The following is an 18168-nucleotide window of genomic DNA, read 5'->3' as shown; positions in this document are numbered from 1 at the left end:
GTCCTCGCGGACGTGCCGATGTGTTCACCTTCCCGACATCCGGCGGTGGGTAACGCGGCCGGGTGTCCGGCACGACCCGGAACGGAACCGCGCGGACGCTCCCGGGCGGGGAGGGGGCCGGCCGGCGAGCGGGCGGGCGACGGGGGGTCGCCGAGTGAGAGGTGGGGCCGCCCAGGGGCAGGTGGGAGCCGCTGAGCGGGGGCAGGGCGGGTGACGGGCCTCCCGGGCGGGGTCAGGTGAGAGGCCGCCGGGCGGGGAGGATCGGGGAGGAGCGGAGAGGGTGACCGGTCGCCGAGGGGAAAGGGCGGAGCGGGTGACGGGTCGCCGGGTGGGAAGGAGCGGGGAGGGTGACCGGTCGCCGGGCGGGAAGGGCGGAGCGGGTGACGGGTCGCTAGGCGGGGAGGGTCAGCGGTCCGCTGCCAAGGCGTTTGAGGACCTCGCCGTGCAGGGGGCCGTTGCTGCACAGCAGGCTGCCGCCGTCGACGTCGGGCACGCCCGACAGGTCGGTCCAGATGCCGCCCGCCTCCTCGACGATCACGGTCAGCGCCGCGATGTCCCACGGGGAGAGCTCGGGTTCCGCCGACACGTCGGCCGCGCCCTCGGCGACCAGCATGTGCGACCAGAAGTCGCCGTAGGCGCGGCTACGCCAGACGGAGCGGTTCAGGTCGAGGAACGCGTCGAGCTTTCCGGCCTCCTCCCAGCCGCCGATGCTGGAGTAGGAGAACGAGGCGTCCTCGAGATTGGTGACGGAGGAGACCTGGCACCGCGTGGCCTTGGTGAGGCTCTTGCCGGTCCAGGCGCCGCTGTCTCGGGCGGCCCACCAGCGGCGGCCGAGGGCGGGAGCGGAGACCAGGCCCACGACGACGCGGCCCTGGTCCATCAGGGCGATGAGCGTGGCCCAGACGGGCACTCCGCGCACGTAGTTCTTGGTGCCGTCGATCGGGTCGATGATCCACGAGCGGTCGCCGTGGCCGCTCGCGCCGAACTCCTCGCCGATGACGGCGTCGCGCGGCCTGGCCCGGCCGAGTGCGGCGCGGATCGCCTCCTCGGCGGCCTGGTCGGCATCGCTCACCGGCGTGAGATCGGGTTTGGTCTCCACCCGCAGGTCCATGGACTTGAACCGGCGCATGGTCAGATCGTCGGCGGCGTCGGCCATGACGTGCGCGAGGCGAAGATCGTCGTTGTAACCCGTCACGGGCGCCAACGCTATCGCGTCGACGGCCGAATGGCAGAGATCAGGGAGCAAGCGGAACAATCGTGTCGCGTCCCACCAGGCTCGGATACCGCGTGAAACATCCGTTGGCATCGGTGTTACTGGCGAGTAGCATTTCGGCATGACCTTTGACGTGGGTGAGTTCATGCTGCAGAGCGTCCCGTTCGCCAGGACGCTGGGCATCTCGTTCGACAAGGTGGAACCGGGCTTCGCCGTCGCCCGGATGGCCGACCGGACCGATCTGCACAACCATGTGGGAGGCCCGCACGCCGGAGCCCTGTTCAGCGTCGCGGAGACGGCCTCCGGTGCCGCGATGCTCTCCACCTTCGGCGACCAGCTGTCACGGGCCACCCCGCTGGCCAAGAGCGCGGCGATCCGCTATCTGAAGCTCGCGAAGGGAGAGGTCGTCGCGGAGGCCCGCCTCCAGGGCTCCCGCGAGGAGGTCGTGGCCACGCTGGACGCGGGAGAGCGTCCCGAGTTCGACGTCGCCGTCGAGATCAGGACCGCCGACGGCACCCTCGTGTCCGAGATGACCGTCGCCTGGGCCTTCCGGTTGAACCGCTGACGCCGTGCCGGACCGCTTGAACCGCTGACGCTGTACCGAACCGCCGACGCCGTGCCGGACCGCTTGAACCGCCGAGGCCGTGCCGGACCGCCGATGCTCCACCGGCGGCGACGGCAGCCCGGCGGCAGAGGCCCGGTGACGGCGGCGGCCGGTGACGGCGCGTCACGGCGGGCTTCGCCGGCCGCCCGTCCGCTTCGCCGAGCCTCGGCCCTGTTCCCGGCGCGCACTCACGACTGGTCGTCGTCGGAGGCGCCCTCGCGGCTGGCGAGCAGGCGGCGCAGGGAGGCGAGCCGGGCCGGGTCGGCGTGCCCGGCCGCCACCCAGGCGTCCAGGGCGCACTCCTCGGAGAGGTGGTTGCAGCCCTTCGGACACTGGACGGTGCCCTCGATCAGGTCGGGGAAGCCCGCCAGGACCGTCTCGACCGAGACGTGGGCCAGTCCGAAGCTGCGCACTCCCGGGGTGTCGATGATCCAGCCGCCCTCCGGCAGTTCCAGGGCGACGGCCGACGTGGAGGTGTGACGCCCCCGGCCGGTCACCGCGTTCACGTGGGAGACGGCCCGGTTGGCGTCCGGCACCAGGGCGTTGACCAGCGTCGACTTTCCCACCCCCGAATGGCCGACGAGCACGCTGATCCGGCCCTTCAGGCGCTCTCGCACCTCTTCCAGGCCGCCCCCCTTCTGGACCACCACGTACGGCACCCCGAGAGGGTCGTACAGCGAGACCAGCTCGTCGGGCGAGGCGAGGTCGGACTTGGTGAGGCAGAGCATCGGGTCGATGTCGGCGTCGAAGGCCGCGACGAGCATCCGGTCGATCATGCGGGGCCGGGGCGGCGGATCGGCCAGGGCCGTCACGATGACGAGCTGGTCGGCGTTGGCGACCACGGGACGCTCGATGCCGTCGGTGTCGTCGGTGTCGTCCGCGGAGCGGCGGAGCATGGAGGTGCGGGGCTCCACCCGCACGACGCGGGCCAGCGTGTCGGCCATACCGGAGACGTCGCCCACCAGGGCCACCCGGTCGCCGACCACGATGCCCTTGCGGCCCAGCTCGCGGGCCTTCATGGCGACCACGACCCGGCCGCTCATCGCTGCGCCCTCCGCGTGGTCCTTCTTGCGGCGGCGGCCCTTCTCGCCCGCCGACTCGACCAGGCACGTGTAGCGCCCGCGGTCGACGGCGACCACGAACCCCGGGATCGCGTCCTCGTGAGCAGGGCGAATCCGGGTCCGGGGCCGGGATCCCTTCCCCGGCCTGACCCTGACGTCGTCCTCGTCGTACTCGCGCTTTCTCAGTTTCTCCGCCTTGTCCGGCCCGGTCTGCCCCCGAGAAGGGCCGCGGGGCCTGTCGACCGTGCCGACCGGTCGCCCCTCACCGCGCGCCGCGCAGCATGTCCGCCCACATGGAGGCGAACTCGGGGAGGGTTTTACCCGTGGTGGCGATGTCCTCCACCTCGACGCCGGGCACGGCCAGCCCGATCACCGCTCCGGCGGTGGCCATCCGGTGGTCGGCGTAGGAGTGGAACACCCCGCCGGTGAGCGGGCGGGGCCTGATCTCCAGGCCGTCCTCGGTCTCGTTCGCGTCGCCGCCGAGACCGTTGATCTCGGCGACCAGGGCGGCCAGCCGGTCGGTCTCGTGCCCGCGGATGTGGGCGACGCCGCCGATCCTGCTGGGGGAGCTCGCGAGGGCGGCCAGCGCGGCGATCGTCGGGGTCAGCTCGGCCACGTCGCGCAGGTCCGCCTCGATGCCGGTGATCCGCCCGGTGCCGGTGACGGCCAGGCCCTCGGGCGTGTGCTCCACCGAGGCGCCCATGCCGGCCAGCAGCGTGCGCAGCTGGTCGCCCGGCTGGGTCGTCCGCGCGGGCCAGTCGGGGATGGTGACCGTGCCGCCGGTCACCATGGCGGCGGACAGGAAGGGGGCGGCGTTGGACAGGTCGGGCTCCACCGTGAAGTCCCTCGCCCCGATGGGGCCGGGCTCGACCCGCCAGACGTCGGGCTCGGAGTCGTCCACCACGACGCCGAACTCGCGGAGCATCTGGACGGTCATCCGGATGTGCGGCTGCGAGGGGATCGGCGGGCCCTCGTGGCGTACCGTCACGCCCTTCTCGAAGCGCGCCGCCGTCAGCAGCAGGCCGGAGAGGAACTGCGACGAGCCGGACGCGTCGAGCCTGACCTCGCCGCCGGCCAGCGGTCCCCGCACCGTGAACGGCAGCGCGTCGCCCCTCACCTCGGCGCCGAGGGCGCGCAGCGCGTGCAGGATCGGGCCCATCGGGCGCTTGCGGGCGTGCGGGTCGCCGTCGAAGAAGACCTCGCCCCCGGCCAGCGCCGCCATCGGCGGCACGAAGCGCATGACCGTGCCCGCCAGCCCCACGTCGATGCGTGCCCCGCCGGTGACGGGGCCGGGCGTGATCGCCCAGTCGACGCCGGAGGCGCTCTCGTTGGAGGGGACCATCGTCGCGCCCAGCGCCCGCAGCGCGTCCGCCATCAGGTCGGCGTCGCGGCTGCGCAGCGCCAGGCGTACCGTGCCGGGTCCCTCGGCCAGCGCGGCGAGCAGCAGCGCGCGGTTGGTCACGGACTTCGACCCGGGCAGGGGGACGGTCGCGCGGACGGGTTCGGTCGCGGTCGGCGCGGGCCACAGCGGAGCGGACATGGTCAAAAGCCTACCGGTGCCCGCCCCTGGCCGCCCTTCCGTGCCCGGGCACGGAAGGGTCCGCGTGATCGATGAGGTGAGGAGCCGGGCAGGCCGGGTAAAAGCGTCGTCACCGCGACACCCGGCGGTACCGCCGGCAGGGGCGCGGGAAGATCGAAAAATGGGGTTGGGGACTCCCCGGCGTGTCGTGGCGTGGGAAAGTGGAGATATGTGCGGAAGATACGCATCTGCGCGGGCCAAGCAGGAGTTGCTGGAGGAGTTCCAGGTCGAGCTCGACGGAGCGGCCGACGAGGAACTCAGGCCCGACTACAACGTCGCGCCCACGAAACCGGTGTACGCGGTGATGAGCCGGGTGCCGAAGGCCGAGCCGGACGGCCGGCCGGTCAGGCAGCTTCGCGTGGTCCGCTGGGGGCTGGTCCCGGCCTGGGCGAAGGACCCGTCCATCGGCTCGAAGATGATCAACGCGCGGGTGGAGACGGTGGCGGAGAAGCCCGCCTACCGCAAGGCGTTCGCCGAGCGCAGGTGCCTGATCCCGGCCGACGGCTACTACGAGTGGGCCGTGCTGGACGAGAAGGACGCCAAGGGGAAGCCGAAGAAGCAGCCCTACTTCGTCCGCCCCGCCGACGGTGGCGTGATGGCGATGGCGGGGCTTTACGAGTTCTGGCGGGACCGGGGCCGGGCCGACGACGACCCGCTCTCCTGGCTGGTGACCTGCACGATCATCACGACCGACGCCGTGGACGAGGCGGGCAGGGTCCACGACCGGATGCCGATGCTGATCGAGCGCGACCGCTGGGGCGAGTGGCTCGACCCCGGGGTGCCCGACGCGCAGGGGTTCCTGATCCCGGCGGGCTCCACGGGACTGGAGATCCATCCGGTCTCCACCGCCGTCAACTCGGTGCGCAACAACAGTCCGGAGCTCGTCGAGCCGATGAAGGAGGCGTAGGGCGACGGCCGGGCGCCTCCTCGCAAGCGCCGGGTGATCCGAGGCCGCGGGGCGAGGGTGACGCCCGGGCACTCGATCCGGGGCGAGGGGACGGCTACCCTCCTTCCGAAAGCGCCGGGTGATCCGGTGTAAAACTTTCGCCAAGTGGGCATCCGGTGAGGAAAGCGATTCCTCGTGACGGAGTGGCGTATCGATGCGCTGACAAGGTCACTCGATGCGATGACAAGGTCACGAGATCGCCGTCACAGAGCCCCCTTTTTTTTGCGCCTGACGGGAGAGTCGGGGATCCCCACACAGGCCGCCCCGGCTTCCCGGAGGTGCGGATTCGTGGATGTCGCGACCGCGCGCGAGCGCCTGGAGAGCATGCTCGCCGAACTCGACCGGTCCATCGGAGTGCTTCGCGGGGACTCCCCCGCCGTACGGGAACGGGATCGGTCCCCGGCCGACGCCGGCTCCGACCTGACCGACTCCGATCGCAACCGGGCCCTGCTGGAGGTGGCCACCCGGCACCGGCGCTCGGTGCTGGAGGCGCTCAGACGGATGGACGAGGGAGGTTACGGCCTCTGCGCGGACTGCGGCGCGCCGGTCCCCGAGAGCAGGCTGGAGGCGCGTCCGGAGGCGGCCCGCTGCGTGCCGTGCCAGTCCCGGCGCGAGCGCAGGCGCTGACCCCGCCCGGTATCCGGGCCATCCGGGCCGGGGCGCGAGCCGCGGCCCGCGTCGGTGCAGGCGCCGGCCCCGCCCGGTGTCCACAGCGGGCGTGCGGGGCAGGCGCCGCCGGGGAATCACCGGCCCGCCCGGTAGCCGCGCCTCAGGGGCGCCGGGCGCTGGCCACCAGGTGGATGCCCACCGTGTCGTCGTCGTCCGGGTGGGTGTCCAGCTCCGTGTTGACCAGCCAGGCGAGTGCCCGGGAGTCGGAGGCGAGCACGTGGTCGACCGTGGAGGGGGACAGCACCGTGCGAGGTCGTATCCACTCGACCTCCAGCCCGGCGTCGGTGAGCAGCTCGCGCAGCTGGGCGCTGCTGAAGCACCGGGTGATGCTGCCGTCGGGCCAGGGCACGAGCATGACCTCGCCGGTCTGGCGCAGATGGGCCCAGTAGTTCTGCTCGGCGAGGATCGCCATCCCCAGCACCAGGGAGTCGACGCAGACCAGCGCCCGGCCGCCGGGACGCAGGACCCGGGCGACGTCGCCGATCGCGGATTCGGCCATGAGCTCCACCGACATCGCGCGCTCCTCGGCGAGCACGGCGTCCACGCTGCAGTCGGGCAGGAAGCGAAGGTCGTCGGCGCGTACCTGGCTGACCTTGGAGATGTCGTGCAGCGGCTGGCCGTTCGCGGGCCTGCGGAAGTCGACCACCTCGATCACCCGGTGTCCCGCCTTCGCCGCCTGGACGGCCCAGCGGCCGTCGCCGCAGGACATGTCGAGGACGGTGGACGGGGTTTCCGGCAGCCATCGGCTCAGTTGCTCGGCCACGACCGCGTGGTAAAAGGTCCAGTACGGCCCGAGCGCACCTGAGCCGTTCAGCTCTTCGGCCGGGATGGGCAGCACAAGCAGCTCCTGGCGTCGGGAGGATCCGGTGGTCTTTCAACTACCTACCGGTACGTACCTTCTTTTTCCCCGTACCGGGTCGTTCGTCACCTTCTATCTTGCGGGAACAGATGGCAGTGCGGGTGTGTTGCAAGCGGACAACGCACGATCCTTTCGGAGGTTGGCAAGCAGATGCTCGCCTTGATCGAACCCGTCACCCGCCCCGGTGATCGGCCTATCCCTGACGAGCGGGTATTCTCCGCTCAGTACGGTGTCCCGCGTCAGCAGGACTCCGGCGATCTTAAGGGGGTGGGTCAGGTCCCTGCGACAGACGAGGAGACTCTGGAGCAGCGGAGCACACGGTTCGAGCGGGATGTCATGCCCTATCTCGACCAGCTCTACTCCGCCGCGCTTCGGATGACCCGCAACCCCGCGGACGCCGAGGACCTTCTTCAGGAGACCTTCGCGAAGGCCTTCGCGTCCTTCCACCAGTTCCAGCAAGGCACGAACCTCAAGGCCTGGCTTTACCGGATCCTGACGAACACTTTCATCAACAGTTACCGCAAGAAGCAGCGGGAGCCCAAGCAGTCGGGCGCCGAGGAGATCGAGGACTGGCAGCTGGCCAGGGCCGAGTCGCACACCTCGGCCGGGCTGAAGTCGGCGGAGATCGAGGCGCTCGAACACCTCCCCGACACCGACGTGAAGCGGGCGCTGGCCGCGCTCCCCGAGGAGTTCCGCATCGCGGTCTATCTCGCCGACGTCGAGGGCTTCCCGTACAAGGAGATCGCCGACATCATGGGGACCCCCATCGGGACCGTGATGTCGCGGCTGCACCGTGGCCGCCGCCAGCTGCGGACCCAACTTGAGGACTACGCCCGCGAGCGTGGCCTGGTTCCCGCGGAGGGTGCGAAGTGAGCGAGCGAGACAGGAACGACGAGCCCGCCGGCACGGGCTCCCTGCCCTGGGGCCGGGTGATCGCATGAGCTGCGGCGACCCCCACGACACCGACTGTCGCGAGGTCCTGGACAAGGTCTACACCTACCTGGACGGCGAGCTCGACGAGGGCAACTGCGCCGACATCCGCGAGCACCTGGACGAGTGCCACCCCTGCCTGGAGGAGTACGGCCTGGAGCAGGTCGTCAAGCAGCTCGTCGCCAAGCACTGCGGCTGTGACCAGGCCTCGGCCGACCTGCGGGCCAAGGTGCTCAGCCGTATCGACCAGGTGCGCTCCGAACTGGCCCGCTGACCTCCTAGGATCTCTCGTACGGCCTTGGCCATACGACGATGGGGGTTCACCATGCGCATACTCGTGACCGGCGGGGCGGGATTCATCGGATCCACCCTCGTCGACCGGCTGCTGGCCGACGGGCACGAGGTCATGGTCGTGGACGACCTGTCGGGCGGCGACCGGGGCAACCTGGTCCACGCCGCCGAGAGTCCCCTGTTCGCCCTGCACGTGATGGACATCCGCGACCCGGCCCTGATCGGCCTGGCCGCCGAGTGGAGGCCCGAGGTCGTCTGCCACCTCGCCGCGCAGATCAGCGTGCGCAAGAGCGTGGCCGACCCGGTCCACGACGCCCGGCTCAACGTCGAGGGCACCGCGTCGGTCCTGCAGGCCGCCCACCACGGAGGCACCCGCAAGATCGTCTTCGCCTCCTCGGTCGCGGTGTACGGCAGGCCGGCGGTCATCCCGGTCCCCGGCGGCGCGGCGACCGACCCGCGCTCCCCGTACGCCGCCTCCAAGCTGAGCGCGGAGACCTACCTGGCCACGTTCAAGGCGCTGCACGGCATCGACTACACCACGCTGGTGCTCTCCAACGTCTACGGCCCGCGCCAGTCGCCCGACGGCGAGGCGGGAGTGGTCGCCATCTTCACCGACGCGCTGCTCAACGGCACCCCCACGGTGGTGTACGGCGACGGCTCCCAGACCCGCGACTACATCTTCGTCGACGACGTGGTGGACGGCTTCGCCCGCGCCTGCGGCACCGAGGGCGGCGGCGGCCGTTTCAACCTGGGCACCGGCGTCCAGACCACCGACCGGAGGCTGCACTCCCTGATAGCGGAGGCGGCCGGGGTCGCCGACGAGCCGGGCGAGGCTCCCACCCGCCTGGGCGACCTCCCCGCGATGGCCGTCGACCCTGCCCCCGCGTTCGAGGGGATCGGCTGGCGTCCCCAGACGGATCTGGCCGTCGGGCTGAAGAGCACCGTCGACTGGGCGAGGGCCAGGCTCGCGAGCCTGTGAGGCCGCAGGGTCCCTGACCTGTGAGGCCGCGGGTCACGAGCCTGTGAGATCGCAGGTCCACGAGCCTGTGAGGCCGCAGACCTTCGAGGCGATCCCAAGCGACCTGGAGCGGTCCCGGATATCAATGGCGGCCGGTGATTGCTTGATTACGCTTTGCTTGCGATTGGTCGTCTCGCTCTCCTGATCAGGTTCGCTTCGATAGCCTGGGTGCGAAATCGACGTGGAGGCAGCGCATGTTAAAGGAAACGGTCACCCCGGTCTTTCCTGGGATTTCCTGGACCTGAGCACGCGCCCTTTAGGAACACTAGGGTGGCCGCTTTGCGTGGACTGCCATGGTTCGCCAAGGTCTATTTGATCCTTGTCATCGGAGCCGCGTTCGCGCTGCTCGGATACAACGTGGCCGAGGACGGCCGGCTGGATCTGCTCGACTGGTCCAACCTCATGGTGCTGGCCCTGCTGTTCCTGGTGTGCGAGTCGGTGCCCACCCTGCTGCACGTCCGGCAGGCCGCGGTGTCGGTCAGCTTCTCCGCCGTGCTCGCCGCGGTGGTGCTGCTCGGCCCCGAGGGGGCGGCGCTGGTCGGCATGACGGCCATGTTCAGCGTGCGGCCCGGCCTGCCGCTGGTGAAGCGGCTGTTCAACAGCGCCCAGTTCGCCATCTGCGGCTACGTCGCGGGCCGGGCCTACGTGTGGCTCGGCGGCATGTCCGGGGTGCCGACCATCGCCGGGTTCGACGACATCATCGTGCCGTTCGCGGGCGCGGCGGCCGTCTTCGTGCCCCTCAACTTCGTCCTGATCGCGATCGTGCTGAAGCTCACCGGCCAGGCCGACCAGGTGCCGCTGCGGGGCGTGGCGCAGTTCATGGTCTCCTACTTCGGCTACGCCACCTTCGGGTTGCTGATCGCCGGGCTGTGGGCCACGGTCAGCTCGATCTCCGCGGTGCTCGTGCTGCTTCCGCTCTTCGTGGCCCGCTGGGCCTTCGGCCAGTATCTCGCGCAGCAGCGCTCCTACGACGCGACGATCGCCGCGCTCTGCCAGGCCGTGGAGACCAAGGACTACTACACGCGCGGCCACTGCACCCGCGTCTCCCTGGCCGCCGGAATGATCGCCGAGGAGATCGGCATGGGGTCCGAGCGGCTGCGCGCGATTCGCTACGCCGGGATGCTGCACGACGTCGGCAAGCTGGGCGTGCCGACCAAGGTGCTGCAGAAGGACGGTCCGCTCAGCGAGGAGGAGTTCGCGGCCATCCAGCTCCATCCGATGCGCGGGCTGGAGATCGTGCGCGGCATCGACTTCCTGGACGAGGCGTTCGCCGGGATCATGCACCATCACGAGCGGCAGGACGGCAAGGGTTACCCGATGGGGCTGGCGGGCGACGAGATCCCGGAGTTCGCCAGGATCATCGCGGTGGCCGACGCCTTCGACTCGATGACCTCCGACCGCTCCTACCGCAACGCCCGCTCGCGCGAGGTGGCGATGGCCGAGCTGCGCAAGGGCGCCGGCACCCAGTTCGACCCGGTGATGGTGGTCGCGTTCGTCAAGGCCGTCGACCGTGACGGCTGGGAGCCGCCGCGCACGGTCGTCACACCCCCGGTCGACGTGTCGGAGACCACGGCGAAGGACCACGACGACCCGACCATGCCCATCCAGGTGGTGTCCGAGCGATGAACGGCTCCGGCGCCAACCGGGTTTTCCAGACGCTCGACTCGGGCCAGCTCCTGCTGATCTGCGCGGCGGGTCTCCTGGCGGTGGCCGGGGTGGCCCACACGGCCGCGACCGGCCTGCTCGACCCCCAGATCGCCGTCGCCTTCGGCGCGCTGATCGCGATCGGGGAGCTGGCCAGGCTCACCATGCCCGGCAACAGGGAGGTGGCGCCGATCGGCGCGGCGGCCGCGCTCGGTTACACGCTCCTGCTGGACATCGGCGGCGTTCCCGCGCGGCACTCGGCGCTGCAGGTCGTCGCGGTGCTGGCGGCCGGCATGGTCGCGGGGGCTCTGCCGCACCTCGCGGTGGGCCGCCCGCCCCAGCTGGACGGGATGGCGCGCAGGCTCTTCACCGGCGCCCTGCTCGCGCTGGCCTACCGGCCCCTGGCCGGGCCGTTGTACGACCTGGCCAGGGGCGGGGAGAGCGGCTGGTGGCCCGCGCTCGGGGTGATGGCCCTGTTCATCCTGCTCATGGTGGTGGTCGACGTGCTGCTGGCCGCCGTGCTGCGGGCCGAGCAGGTGCGTGCCGCCCTCAAGGTGGCCGTCCACGACGAGCTGTGGATGGCCGCGCCGCTGGGAGCCGCCGTCGCCGCCTCGGGCATCCTGCTCGCGCTCGCCTCGCACAGCATGGGCATGACCGCGCTGCTGGTCTTCGCCGCGCCGCTGCTGGTCACCCAGGTCGCCTTCCGCAAGTACGCCGGGATCAGGGCGACCTACCTGCAGACCGTACGGGCGCTCGCGCGGGTCACCGAGGTGGGCGGATACGTCGAGCCGGGGCACTCCCGCCGGGTGAGCCGCCTGTCGGTGGCGGTCGGGCGGGAGCTCGGCACGGCGGAGCCCGAGCTGCTGGAGCTGGAGTACGCCGCGCTCATGCACGACATCGGCCAGCTGTCGTTGCGCGATCCCATTCCCGGCGGCGCCACGGTCCTCACCGACCCCGAGCAGGCGCGGCGCATCGCCGAGCTGGGCGCGGAGGTGATCAAGCAGACCGGGGTGCTGGACCGGGTGGCCGAGATCGTCCGCCGCCAGTGCGACACCTGCGCGGAGCAGCCTCCGATGGCCAGCCGCATCATCAAGGCGGCCAACGCCTACGACGATCTCGTCGGTGGTTCCAGCGACCGCGACCGGGCGGGTGCTGCCCTCGAACGGCTCCGGCTCGGCGTGGGGCGGGAGTACGACCCGACGGTCGTGGAGGCGATGGCCCGGGTGATCGACAGACTGGCCCCGATCCACCGTCTCTAGGTCTCACGCGGGCCACGAGGGGAAGTCCAAGTGGTTCCCCCGTTCCACGCCGGGTCGCCTGAGCGGCCGGGGTTCGCCGGAGGAAACCGCGACACGGAACTGGCGGCCCGTATACGGACGTGATCGGCTCCGTCTGGCACAGTTGAGGAACGTTGAACGATGGGAGTTTCCGGTGACCGAGATCCGCGCCGAGATGGTGGCGAACGTCTGGAAGATCCTCGTGGCCGAGGGGGACCCCGTCGAGGAAGGCGACCCCGTGGTCATCCTCGAGTCGATGAAGATGGAGATCCCGGTTCTCGCCGAGGACGGCGGCGTGATCACCAAGCTGCAGGTCGCCGAGGGCGACGTCATTCAGGAGGGCGACCTGATCGCCGTCATCGGGTAGTCCCGCCGTCGCGGGCGAGCCGGGCGAGGAAGCGCTCGCGGTCGACGACCACGCGCTCGATCGTTCCCGAGGCGACGACGGCCTTGCGGTCGCGGGCGGTGAAGCCGAAGACCAGGCGGCGCCCGTCGACCTCGGTGAGCTCGACGGCGATCTCGACGTGCGTGCCGATCGGGCTGGCCTCCAGGTGCTCCAGGGAGACCCGGGTGCCCACGGAGGTCTGGCCCGGGGCCAGGGCGCCCGAGATCGCCTGGACGGTGGCCCGCTCGGCGAAGGCGAGCAGACGGGGAGTGGCCAGCACCGGCACGTCGCCACTGCCGACCTTCGTCGCGGTGTCCTCCCTTTCCACCATGATGAGAAGCCGTGCCTGCAGACCGGGAGCGAGCGTCATGCGCGTCAGCATAGGGTCTGGTCCCGTGACCCCGTACTGCGACCACTGCGGGCGCCCGGAGGGCGAGGCCGACCACGCCGGGTGCCTGGCGGCCCGTGCGATGGAGCCGCCCCGTTACTGTTCCCGCTGCCGTCGCCGGATGGTGGTGCAGGTGACCCCCGGCGGCTGGTCCGCGCGCTGCGCCGAGCACGGCACGACGAGCGGTTGACACCGGCCGGTTTCACCCCGGCTTAGGTGTTTTTTGCGTACCCTTGTAGGGTTTTACGGAGTTCGCCGCGGATATCTCGGGGTGACGCCGTGGCACCCGGGTTGACTGTTTCCTGCGTTACTCCTGAGCGGCCCTGGACGCAAGGGCCTGCAAGGTGCACAAGTACGCCCAAAAGTGCCAGGTTTTGTGCGATGCTACGGCACGCGTCTCGTTTGTGAGCCATCCGGCATGCAGGGTTTCGTTACAGCGCTGTGACGGTGCCGCGATACGGGTGCGCTTTGTTGAGAGCTCTGAGGTAGGAGTGGAGAGGGTTACGGGGGAGTCATGGTGGCCCAAGGCACGACGCTGGCGGGGCGGTATCGCCTGAGCACCCGCATCGGCGCCGGCGGTATGGGCGAGGTGTGGAAGGGCGAGGACATCGTCCTGGCCCGCACTGTCGCCGTAAAGGTGCTGCTCCCGGGCCGTACGGACGATCCGGGATTCCTGGTTCGCTTCCAGGGTGAGGCCCGGGCGATGGCGACGATCAACCACCCCGGGGTCGTCGACGTGTACGACTACGGGGTTCACGAGGTGCCCGGCGCGGGGGCGACGGCATACCTGGTGATGAAGTTCGTCGACGGCGAGCCGCTCGACCGCCTGCTCGGGCGGCTGCGACGGGTCGCCCCCGGGGCCGCGATGGACCTCATCGCCCAAGCGGCCTCGGCACTGCAGGCGGTCCACGACCAGGGCATCGTCCACCGGGACATCAAGCCGGGCAACCTGCTGGTGCGCTCGGACGGCACGCTCGTGCTCACCGACTTCGGCATCGCCAGGTCCGACACCGCCAGCCGGCTGACGGACGCGGGCATGGTGCTCGGCACCGCCGCCTACTGCGCGCCCGAGCAGGCCGAGGGCGCGCCCGTCACGCCCGCCGTGGACATCTACGCGCTGGGCGTGGTGGCGTACGAGTGCCTGGCCGGGCAGCGCCCGTTCGACGGCGACACGCCCGTCACCATCGCGCTCAAGCACATCCGCGAGACGCCGCCGCCGCTGCCGCCGGACGTCCCGCCCGCGGTTCGCGCGCTTGTGGAGCGCTCCCTCGCCAAGGATCCGGCCCGTCGCTTCCCCAGCGCCGCGGCCATGAGCGCCGCCGCCAGGCAGGCGGCCTTCGGCGCGGAGGGCGGCGACACGCTGTCGGCGTCCGCGCAGCAGGCCGAGCCGCCGGGGACCGGATGGCAGGCGCAGCTCCCCCAGCCGGGCCCGCAGGGGCAGACCGGCTGGCAGCAGGGCCAGGGGTCGGCCACGCCGCAGACGGGCTGGCAGGGCGCTCAGGCCCCCACCGGCAGCTGGCAGGACGCCCAGGCGCCGACGGGAAACTGGCAGGGATCGCAGGCGCCGACCGGCAACTGGCAGGGGGGCTCGCAGCACTCCACCGCGCCGACGGCGGGAGCCGGGGCGGCCGCCGAGGCGGGCGCGCAGGGCCGTGGTCGCCGTGCCGCGCAGAAGCCGCGGAGCAAGAGCGGGCTGGTCGTGGCGTCGGCGGTCGCGGCCGTGGTGTGCGCGGGCCTCGTGGCGGTGGCGATCAACGGGATGGCGGCCACCGGGCAGACGTCGAACACCGATCCCATGAGGTACCCGGCGGCCACGCCCAGCGCCGGCAAGCCGTCGAAGGTGTCCGGGACGAAGCCGCCCCGCAAGACGCCGACGGCCACTCCGAGAGTGTCGCGCCCGTCACAGAACCGGCCCACCCCGAAGCCCACTCCGGACGAGGGGTCACCGACCCCCACCCCGACGGCGGCGACGAAGACGCCGAAACCGACTCCCACCCCCACGCCGACCCCGACTCCGAAGCCGAAGCCGAAGAAGAGTGTCCCGAACACCATCGGCATGAAGCCGGAGACGGCGAGCGCGACGCTCAAGCAGGCGGGTTTCAAGGTGACGGTCTCCTACAGCGCCGACGTCAAGCCGGAGGACTGCACCCAGATCGTCGAGTCCAACCCGGGCGGAGGCACGATGTGGGATCCGTCCAAGCCGGTGGAGATCATCGCCGCCATCGCCGACTGCCCGCCGACGCCCACCCCGACGCCGACCGGCAAGCCCTGAGTCCCACAAGGTGAGGACCGGCGAGCTCCGGTCCCGCGAGGTGACGACCGGCTCGCGCCGCGGACCTTCCGGTCCCCGTGCGCGAGCCCGGTGGCGCTCTCCTAGATGCCCGTGGTGTGCCGGGGGTAGGCCACCGAGGGGTCGGTGGCGATGTTGACCATGTAGGGGATGCCGGAGTCGAACGCGCGGCGCAGGGCCGGGCCGATCTCCGACGGGTCGGTGACGAGCTCGCCGCCGCCGCCGAGGGCGGTCACCACCTGGTCGTAGCGGCACTGCGGCTGCAGCTCGGCGGCCACGTCGTAGCCGTAGAGCATCTGCATGGGGTGCTTCTCCAGGCCCCACATGCCGTTGTTGCCGCAGATCATCACGACGGGCAGGCGGTGTCGCACGAGCGTGTCGACGTCCATCAGCGAGAAGCCGGCCGCGCCGTCGCCGAGCAACAGCACCACCTGCGAGGAGGGACGGGCGATCCTGGCGGCGATGGCGTACCCCAGGCCGGTGCCCAGGCAGCCGTACGGGCCCGGGTCGAGCCAGTTGCCCGGCTGCCGCGGCTCGACGTACTTGCCCGCGTACGAGACGAAGTCGCCGCCGTCGCCGATCACCACGGCGTCGTCGGCGAGGATCCTGCTCAGCTCCCCGTAGATCCGCATCGGGTGGATCGGGTCGGACGCGGACTCCAGCAGGGCGGTGTCGGCGGCGATGGCGGCCGAGGCGGCCTCGGACAGCTGCGTCACCCAGGGCGCGTAGTTCTTGGGGGAGACGCCCGCGTTGGCGCAGGCCGCGCCGAGGCTCCAGAAGAGCAGCGAGAGGTCGCCGGCGGCGACGGCCGCGGGGTCCATGTGCGTGGTCAGCTGCGACGGCGCGTCGGCCAGGTGCACGACCTTGGCGAGCGGGGCGCCGTCCTTGCCGCCGAACCAGCCGTAGCCGAGGCGGAAGTCGATCGGGGTGCCCGCCACGATCACCAGGTCGGCCTGTGAGAACGCCATCCCCCTGGCCCGGGTGACCAGCAGCTCGTGACCGGCGGGCAGGATGCCGCGGCCCTGGCCGTTGGGGATGACCGGCAGGCGGTACTCCTCGACGAAGCTCCTGGCGACCTCCTCGGCACGATCCATCCACACGTCCGAGCCGAGCACCAGCACCGGGTGCTGGGCCTCGGCGATCAGCTGGGCGATCGCGGCCAGCGCGTCGGGGTCGGGCTCCAGCGGCGACGGGGTCAGCGTCTCGGGGGCCTCCTCGAGCGCGGGCGCGGCCGAGAAGAGGTGGTCCATGTGGAAGTCGAGGAAGACGGGGCCGCGGTGCGGGGCGAGGGCCGTGCGGAAGGCCATCTCCACGTCCTGCGCGACGGAGTCGGCGCCGGAGCCGGTGAAGGCCAGCTTGGTGATGGGCGCGAACAGCGGCGGATGGTCGATCTCCTGCAGCGCGCCCGAGCCCCAGCGCGACTGCGGGGCACGGCCTCCCATGACCACCACGGGGGATCCGTTGAAGTGCGCGGTGGCCACCCCGCTGACGCCGTTGGTGATGCCGGGGCCCGCGGTGAGCACGGCAAGCCCGGGTTTGCGTGTCAGCCGCGCGGTCGCCTCGGCGGCGAAGACGGCACTCTGCTCGTGGCGGACGTCCAGGATGGGCATGCCCTCGTGGACCGCACCGTCGTAGAGCGGGAAGACGTGCCCGCCGGACAGGGTGAACATGGTCTCGATGCCGTATGCCTTGGAGACGGCGACCGCTATGTCACCTGCGTGCTTGGGAGACTCCATATCGCGCAACCTACCAGTCAGTCACTTAGCCGGACAGGGATTGTTCTCCCTGCCCAGATCCCTTCGCCTAATGCGGCCGTCGCATATCGCGTCTATCCGGAAATAGGCCGCGCAACACCTGGTGGCGAGCCCGCGCGGACCGTACGGGACCGGCGGGGGGTCGGGTACGGGCCGGAGCTCGGGCCCGCCGGGACGACCGCCGGCCCGCGAGCCTCCTCGCGTCTCACGAGGAGCCTCGCGCGGGGCTCAGAGGGTGTCGGAGAGCGCCTTGATGGGCATCTTGAGGTCTGCCAGCAGGCCGAGGTCGGCCTCGGCCGTACGGCCCAGGGTGGTCAGGTAGTTGCCCACGATGATCGCGTTGATGCCGCCGAGCATGCCGTCGCGGGTGCCCAGGTCGCCCAGGGTCAGCTCGCGGCCACCCGCGTAGCGCAGGATCGTGCGGGGCAGCGCGAGCCTGAAGGTGGCGATCGTCCGCAGCGCCTCCGGCCCCTCCAGCAGCGGGAAGGACGCGAAGGGGGTGCCGGGACGCGGGTTGAGGAAGTTCAGCGGGACCTCGTCGGGCGCCAGCTCGCCGAGCTGCCCGGCGAACTCGGCGCGCTGCTCCCGCGTCTCGCCCATGCCCACGATGCCGCCGCAGCACAGTTCCATCCCGGCCTCGCGCACCATCAGGCAGGTGTCCCAGCGCTCCTCCCAGGTGTGGGTGGTGACGACCTGCCCGAAGTGCGACCTCGCGGTCTCCAGGTTGTGGTTGTAGCGGTGCACGCCCATCTCGGCCAGCTCGTCCACCTGCTCCCGGGTGAGCATGCCCAGCGAGCACGCGACGTTGATGTCGACCGCCTCGCGGATCGCCTTCACACCCTGGCGGACCTGGTCCATCAGCCGCCGGTCGGGGCCCCGTACGGCGGCCACGATGCAGAACTCGGTGGCTCCCGTCGCCGCGGTCTCCCTGGCGGCCTCGACCAGCGAGGGGATGTCCAGCCAGACGGCGCGGACCGGGGAGGAGAACTGCCCCGACTGCGAGCAGAAGTGGCAGTCCTCCGGGCAGCCGCCGGTCTTGAGGGAGACGATCCCCTCGACCTCCACCTCCGGGCCGCACCACTTCATCCGCACCTCGTGGGCGAGGGCCAGCAGCTCGGCCAGGCGGTCGCCGGGCAGCTCCAGGCAGCGCAGCGCCTGCGCCGCGTCGAGGCCGCGTCCCTCCTCCAGCACCTGGGCCCGGGCGATCTCGAGGATGTCGCTCATCAAATACCTCCAGCGTGGAGAAGGAAGAACTCCGCG

18 protein-coding genes are annotated in these 18168 nt (G+C 71.3%); 11 read left to right on the top strand and 7 right to left on the bottom strand.

Going from position 1 to position 18168, the window contains the following annotated elements; all coding sequences use genetic code 11:
- Positions 1-391 precede the first annotated feature (391 nt).
- On the bottom strand, positions 392-1195 hold the full coding sequence (gene hisN, locus AB0G15_RS29890; RefSeq protein WP_362846144.1) for a histidinol-phosphatase: 804 nt from the start codon (positions 1193-1195) through the stop codon (positions 392-394).
- Between the two features lie 139 nt (positions 1196-1334).
- On the opposite strand from hisN, the gene AB0G15_RS29885 reads away from it, so the two are divergent.
- Complete coding sequence (locus AB0G15_RS29885; protein ID WP_362697701.1) at positions 1335-1778, top strand: DUF4442 domain-containing protein; 444 nt, start codon at positions 1335-1337, stop codon at positions 1776-1778.
- A 227-nt stretch (positions 1779-2005) separates the two neighbouring features.
- On the opposite strand, the gene rsgA is transcribed toward AB0G15_RS29885, so the two are convergent.
- Together rsgA and aroA are read right to left on the bottom strand one after the other, a co-directional pair.
- On the bottom strand, positions 2006-3064 hold the full coding sequence (rsgA, locus tag AB0G15_RS29880; protein WP_362846164.1) for a ribosome small subunit-dependent GTPase A: 1059 nt from the start codon (positions 3062-3064) through the stop codon (positions 2006-2008).
- 76 nt (positions 3065-3140) lie between these two features.
- Entirely contained in the window at positions 3141-4418 is a 1278-nt protein-coding gene (gene aroA / locus AB0G15_RS29875) for a 3-phosphoshikimate 1-carboxyvinyltransferase (protein WP_362846142.1), read from the bottom strand.
- A 208-nt stretch (positions 4419-4626) separates the two neighbouring features.
- Between aroA and AB0G15_RS29870 the strand changes: the two genes are divergently transcribed.
- Both AB0G15_RS29870 and AB0G15_RS29865 read left to right on the top strand, forming a co-directional pair.
- Entirely contained in the window at positions 4627-5364 is a 738-nt protein-coding gene (locus tag AB0G15_RS29870; RefSeq protein ID WP_362846140.1) for an SOS response-associated peptidase, read from the top strand.
- 327 nt (positions 5365-5691) lie between these two features.
- On the top strand, positions 5692-6030 hold the full coding sequence (locus AB0G15_RS29865) for a TraR/DksA C4-type zinc finger protein (RefSeq protein ID WP_362846138.1): 339 nt from the start codon (positions 5692-5694) through the stop codon (positions 6028-6030).
- 142 nt (positions 6031-6172) lie between these two features.
- Here the strand turns inward: AB0G15_RS29865 and AB0G15_RS29860 are convergent, their stop codons facing one another.
- Positions 6173-6910, bottom strand: a complete 738-nt coding sequence (locus tag AB0G15_RS29860) for a methyltransferase domain-containing protein (RefSeq protein WP_362846136.1) — start codon at positions 6908-6910, stop codon at positions 6173-6175.
- Between the two features lie 288 nt (positions 6911-7198).
- Between AB0G15_RS29860 and AB0G15_RS29855 the strand changes: the two genes are divergently transcribed.
- The 6 genes from AB0G15_RS29855 (at position 7199) to AB0G15_RS29830 (ending at position 12458) form a co-directional block, all read left to right on the top strand.
- Positions 7199-7804: a sigma-70 family RNA polymerase sigma factor gene (locus AB0G15_RS29855; RefSeq protein ID WP_362697715.1), complete on the top strand. Its 606-nt coding sequence runs from the start codon at positions 7199-7201 to the stop codon at positions 7802-7804.
- A gap of 64 nt (positions 7805-7868) precedes the next feature.
- On the top strand, positions 7869-8135 hold the full coding sequence (rsrA, locus tag AB0G15_RS29850; RefSeq protein WP_362846134.1) for a mycothiol system anti-sigma-R factor: 267 nt from the start codon (positions 7869-7871) through the stop codon (positions 8133-8135).
- A gap of 51 nt (positions 8136-8186) precedes the next feature.
- Positions 8187-9131: an NAD-dependent epimerase/dehydratase family protein gene (locus tag AB0G15_RS29845; protein ID WP_362846132.1), complete on the top strand. Its 945-nt coding sequence runs from the start codon at positions 8187-8189 to the stop codon at positions 9129-9131.
- A gap of 318 nt (positions 9132-9449) precedes the next feature.
- A complete protein-coding gene (locus AB0G15_RS29840; RefSeq protein ID WP_362846130.1) occupies positions 9450-10796 on the top strand; it encodes an HD-GYP domain-containing protein in 1347 nt (448 codons plus the stop codon).
- Entirely contained in the window at positions 10793-12073 is a 1281-nt protein-coding gene (locus tag AB0G15_RS29835) for an HD domain-containing phosphohydrolase (protein WP_362697727.1), read from the top strand. Before AB0G15_RS29840 ends, AB0G15_RS29835 begins: the two co-directional genes overlap by 4 nt.
- A gap of 172 nt (positions 12074-12245) precedes the next feature.
- Positions 12246-12458, top strand: a complete 213-nt coding sequence (locus AB0G15_RS29830; protein WP_362846129.1) for a biotin/lipoyl-binding carrier protein — start codon at positions 12246-12248, stop codon at positions 12456-12458.
- Here AB0G15_RS29830 and AB0G15_RS29825 read toward each other — a convergent pair.
- On the bottom strand, positions 12448-12846 hold the full coding sequence (locus AB0G15_RS29825; RefSeq protein WP_362846127.1) for a hotdog domain-containing protein: 399 nt from the start codon (positions 12844-12846) through the stop codon (positions 12448-12450). The two genes, AB0G15_RS29830 and AB0G15_RS29825, sit on opposite strands and share 11 nt — an antisense overlap.
- Here AB0G15_RS29825 and AB0G15_RS29820 point away from each other — a divergent pair.
- Together AB0G15_RS29820 and AB0G15_RS29815 are read left to right on the top strand one after the other, a co-directional pair.
- Positions 12845-13054: a hypothetical protein gene (locus tag AB0G15_RS29820; protein ID WP_362846125.1), complete on the top strand. Its 210-nt coding sequence runs from the start codon at positions 12845-12847 to the stop codon at positions 13052-13054. The two genes, AB0G15_RS29825 and AB0G15_RS29820, sit on opposite strands and share 2 nt — an antisense overlap.
- 324 nt (positions 13055-13378) lie before the next feature.
- Entirely contained in the window at positions 13379-15136 is a 1758-nt protein-coding gene (locus AB0G15_RS29815) for a serine/threonine protein kinase (protein ID WP_362846123.1), read from the top strand.
- Between the two features lie 101 nt (positions 15137-15237).
- On the opposite strand, the gene AB0G15_RS29810 is transcribed toward AB0G15_RS29815, so the two are convergent.
- Positions 15238-16890 (bottom strand): acetolactate synthase, encoded by a 1653-nt coding sequence (locus AB0G15_RS29810; protein ID WP_362846121.1) that lies wholly within the window; start codon positions 16888-16890, stop codon positions 15238-15240.
- A gap of 246 nt (positions 16891-17136) precedes the next feature.
- Entirely contained in the window at positions 17137-18132 is a 996-nt protein-coding gene (gene bioB, locus AB0G15_RS29805; RefSeq protein ID WP_362846119.1) for a biotin synthase BioB, read from the bottom strand.
- Positions 18133-18168: the final 36 nt, after the last annotated feature.

The sequence above is a fragment of the Streptosporangium sp. NPDC023825 genome (assembly GCF_040639575.1).
Taxonomy (GTDB): domain Bacteria; phylum Actinomycetota; class Actinomycetes; order Streptosporangiales; family Streptosporangiaceae; genus Streptosporangium.
The sequence above is the reverse complement of the archived record's forward strand: the minus strand, read 5'-3'. Positions and strand labels throughout refer to the sequence as shown.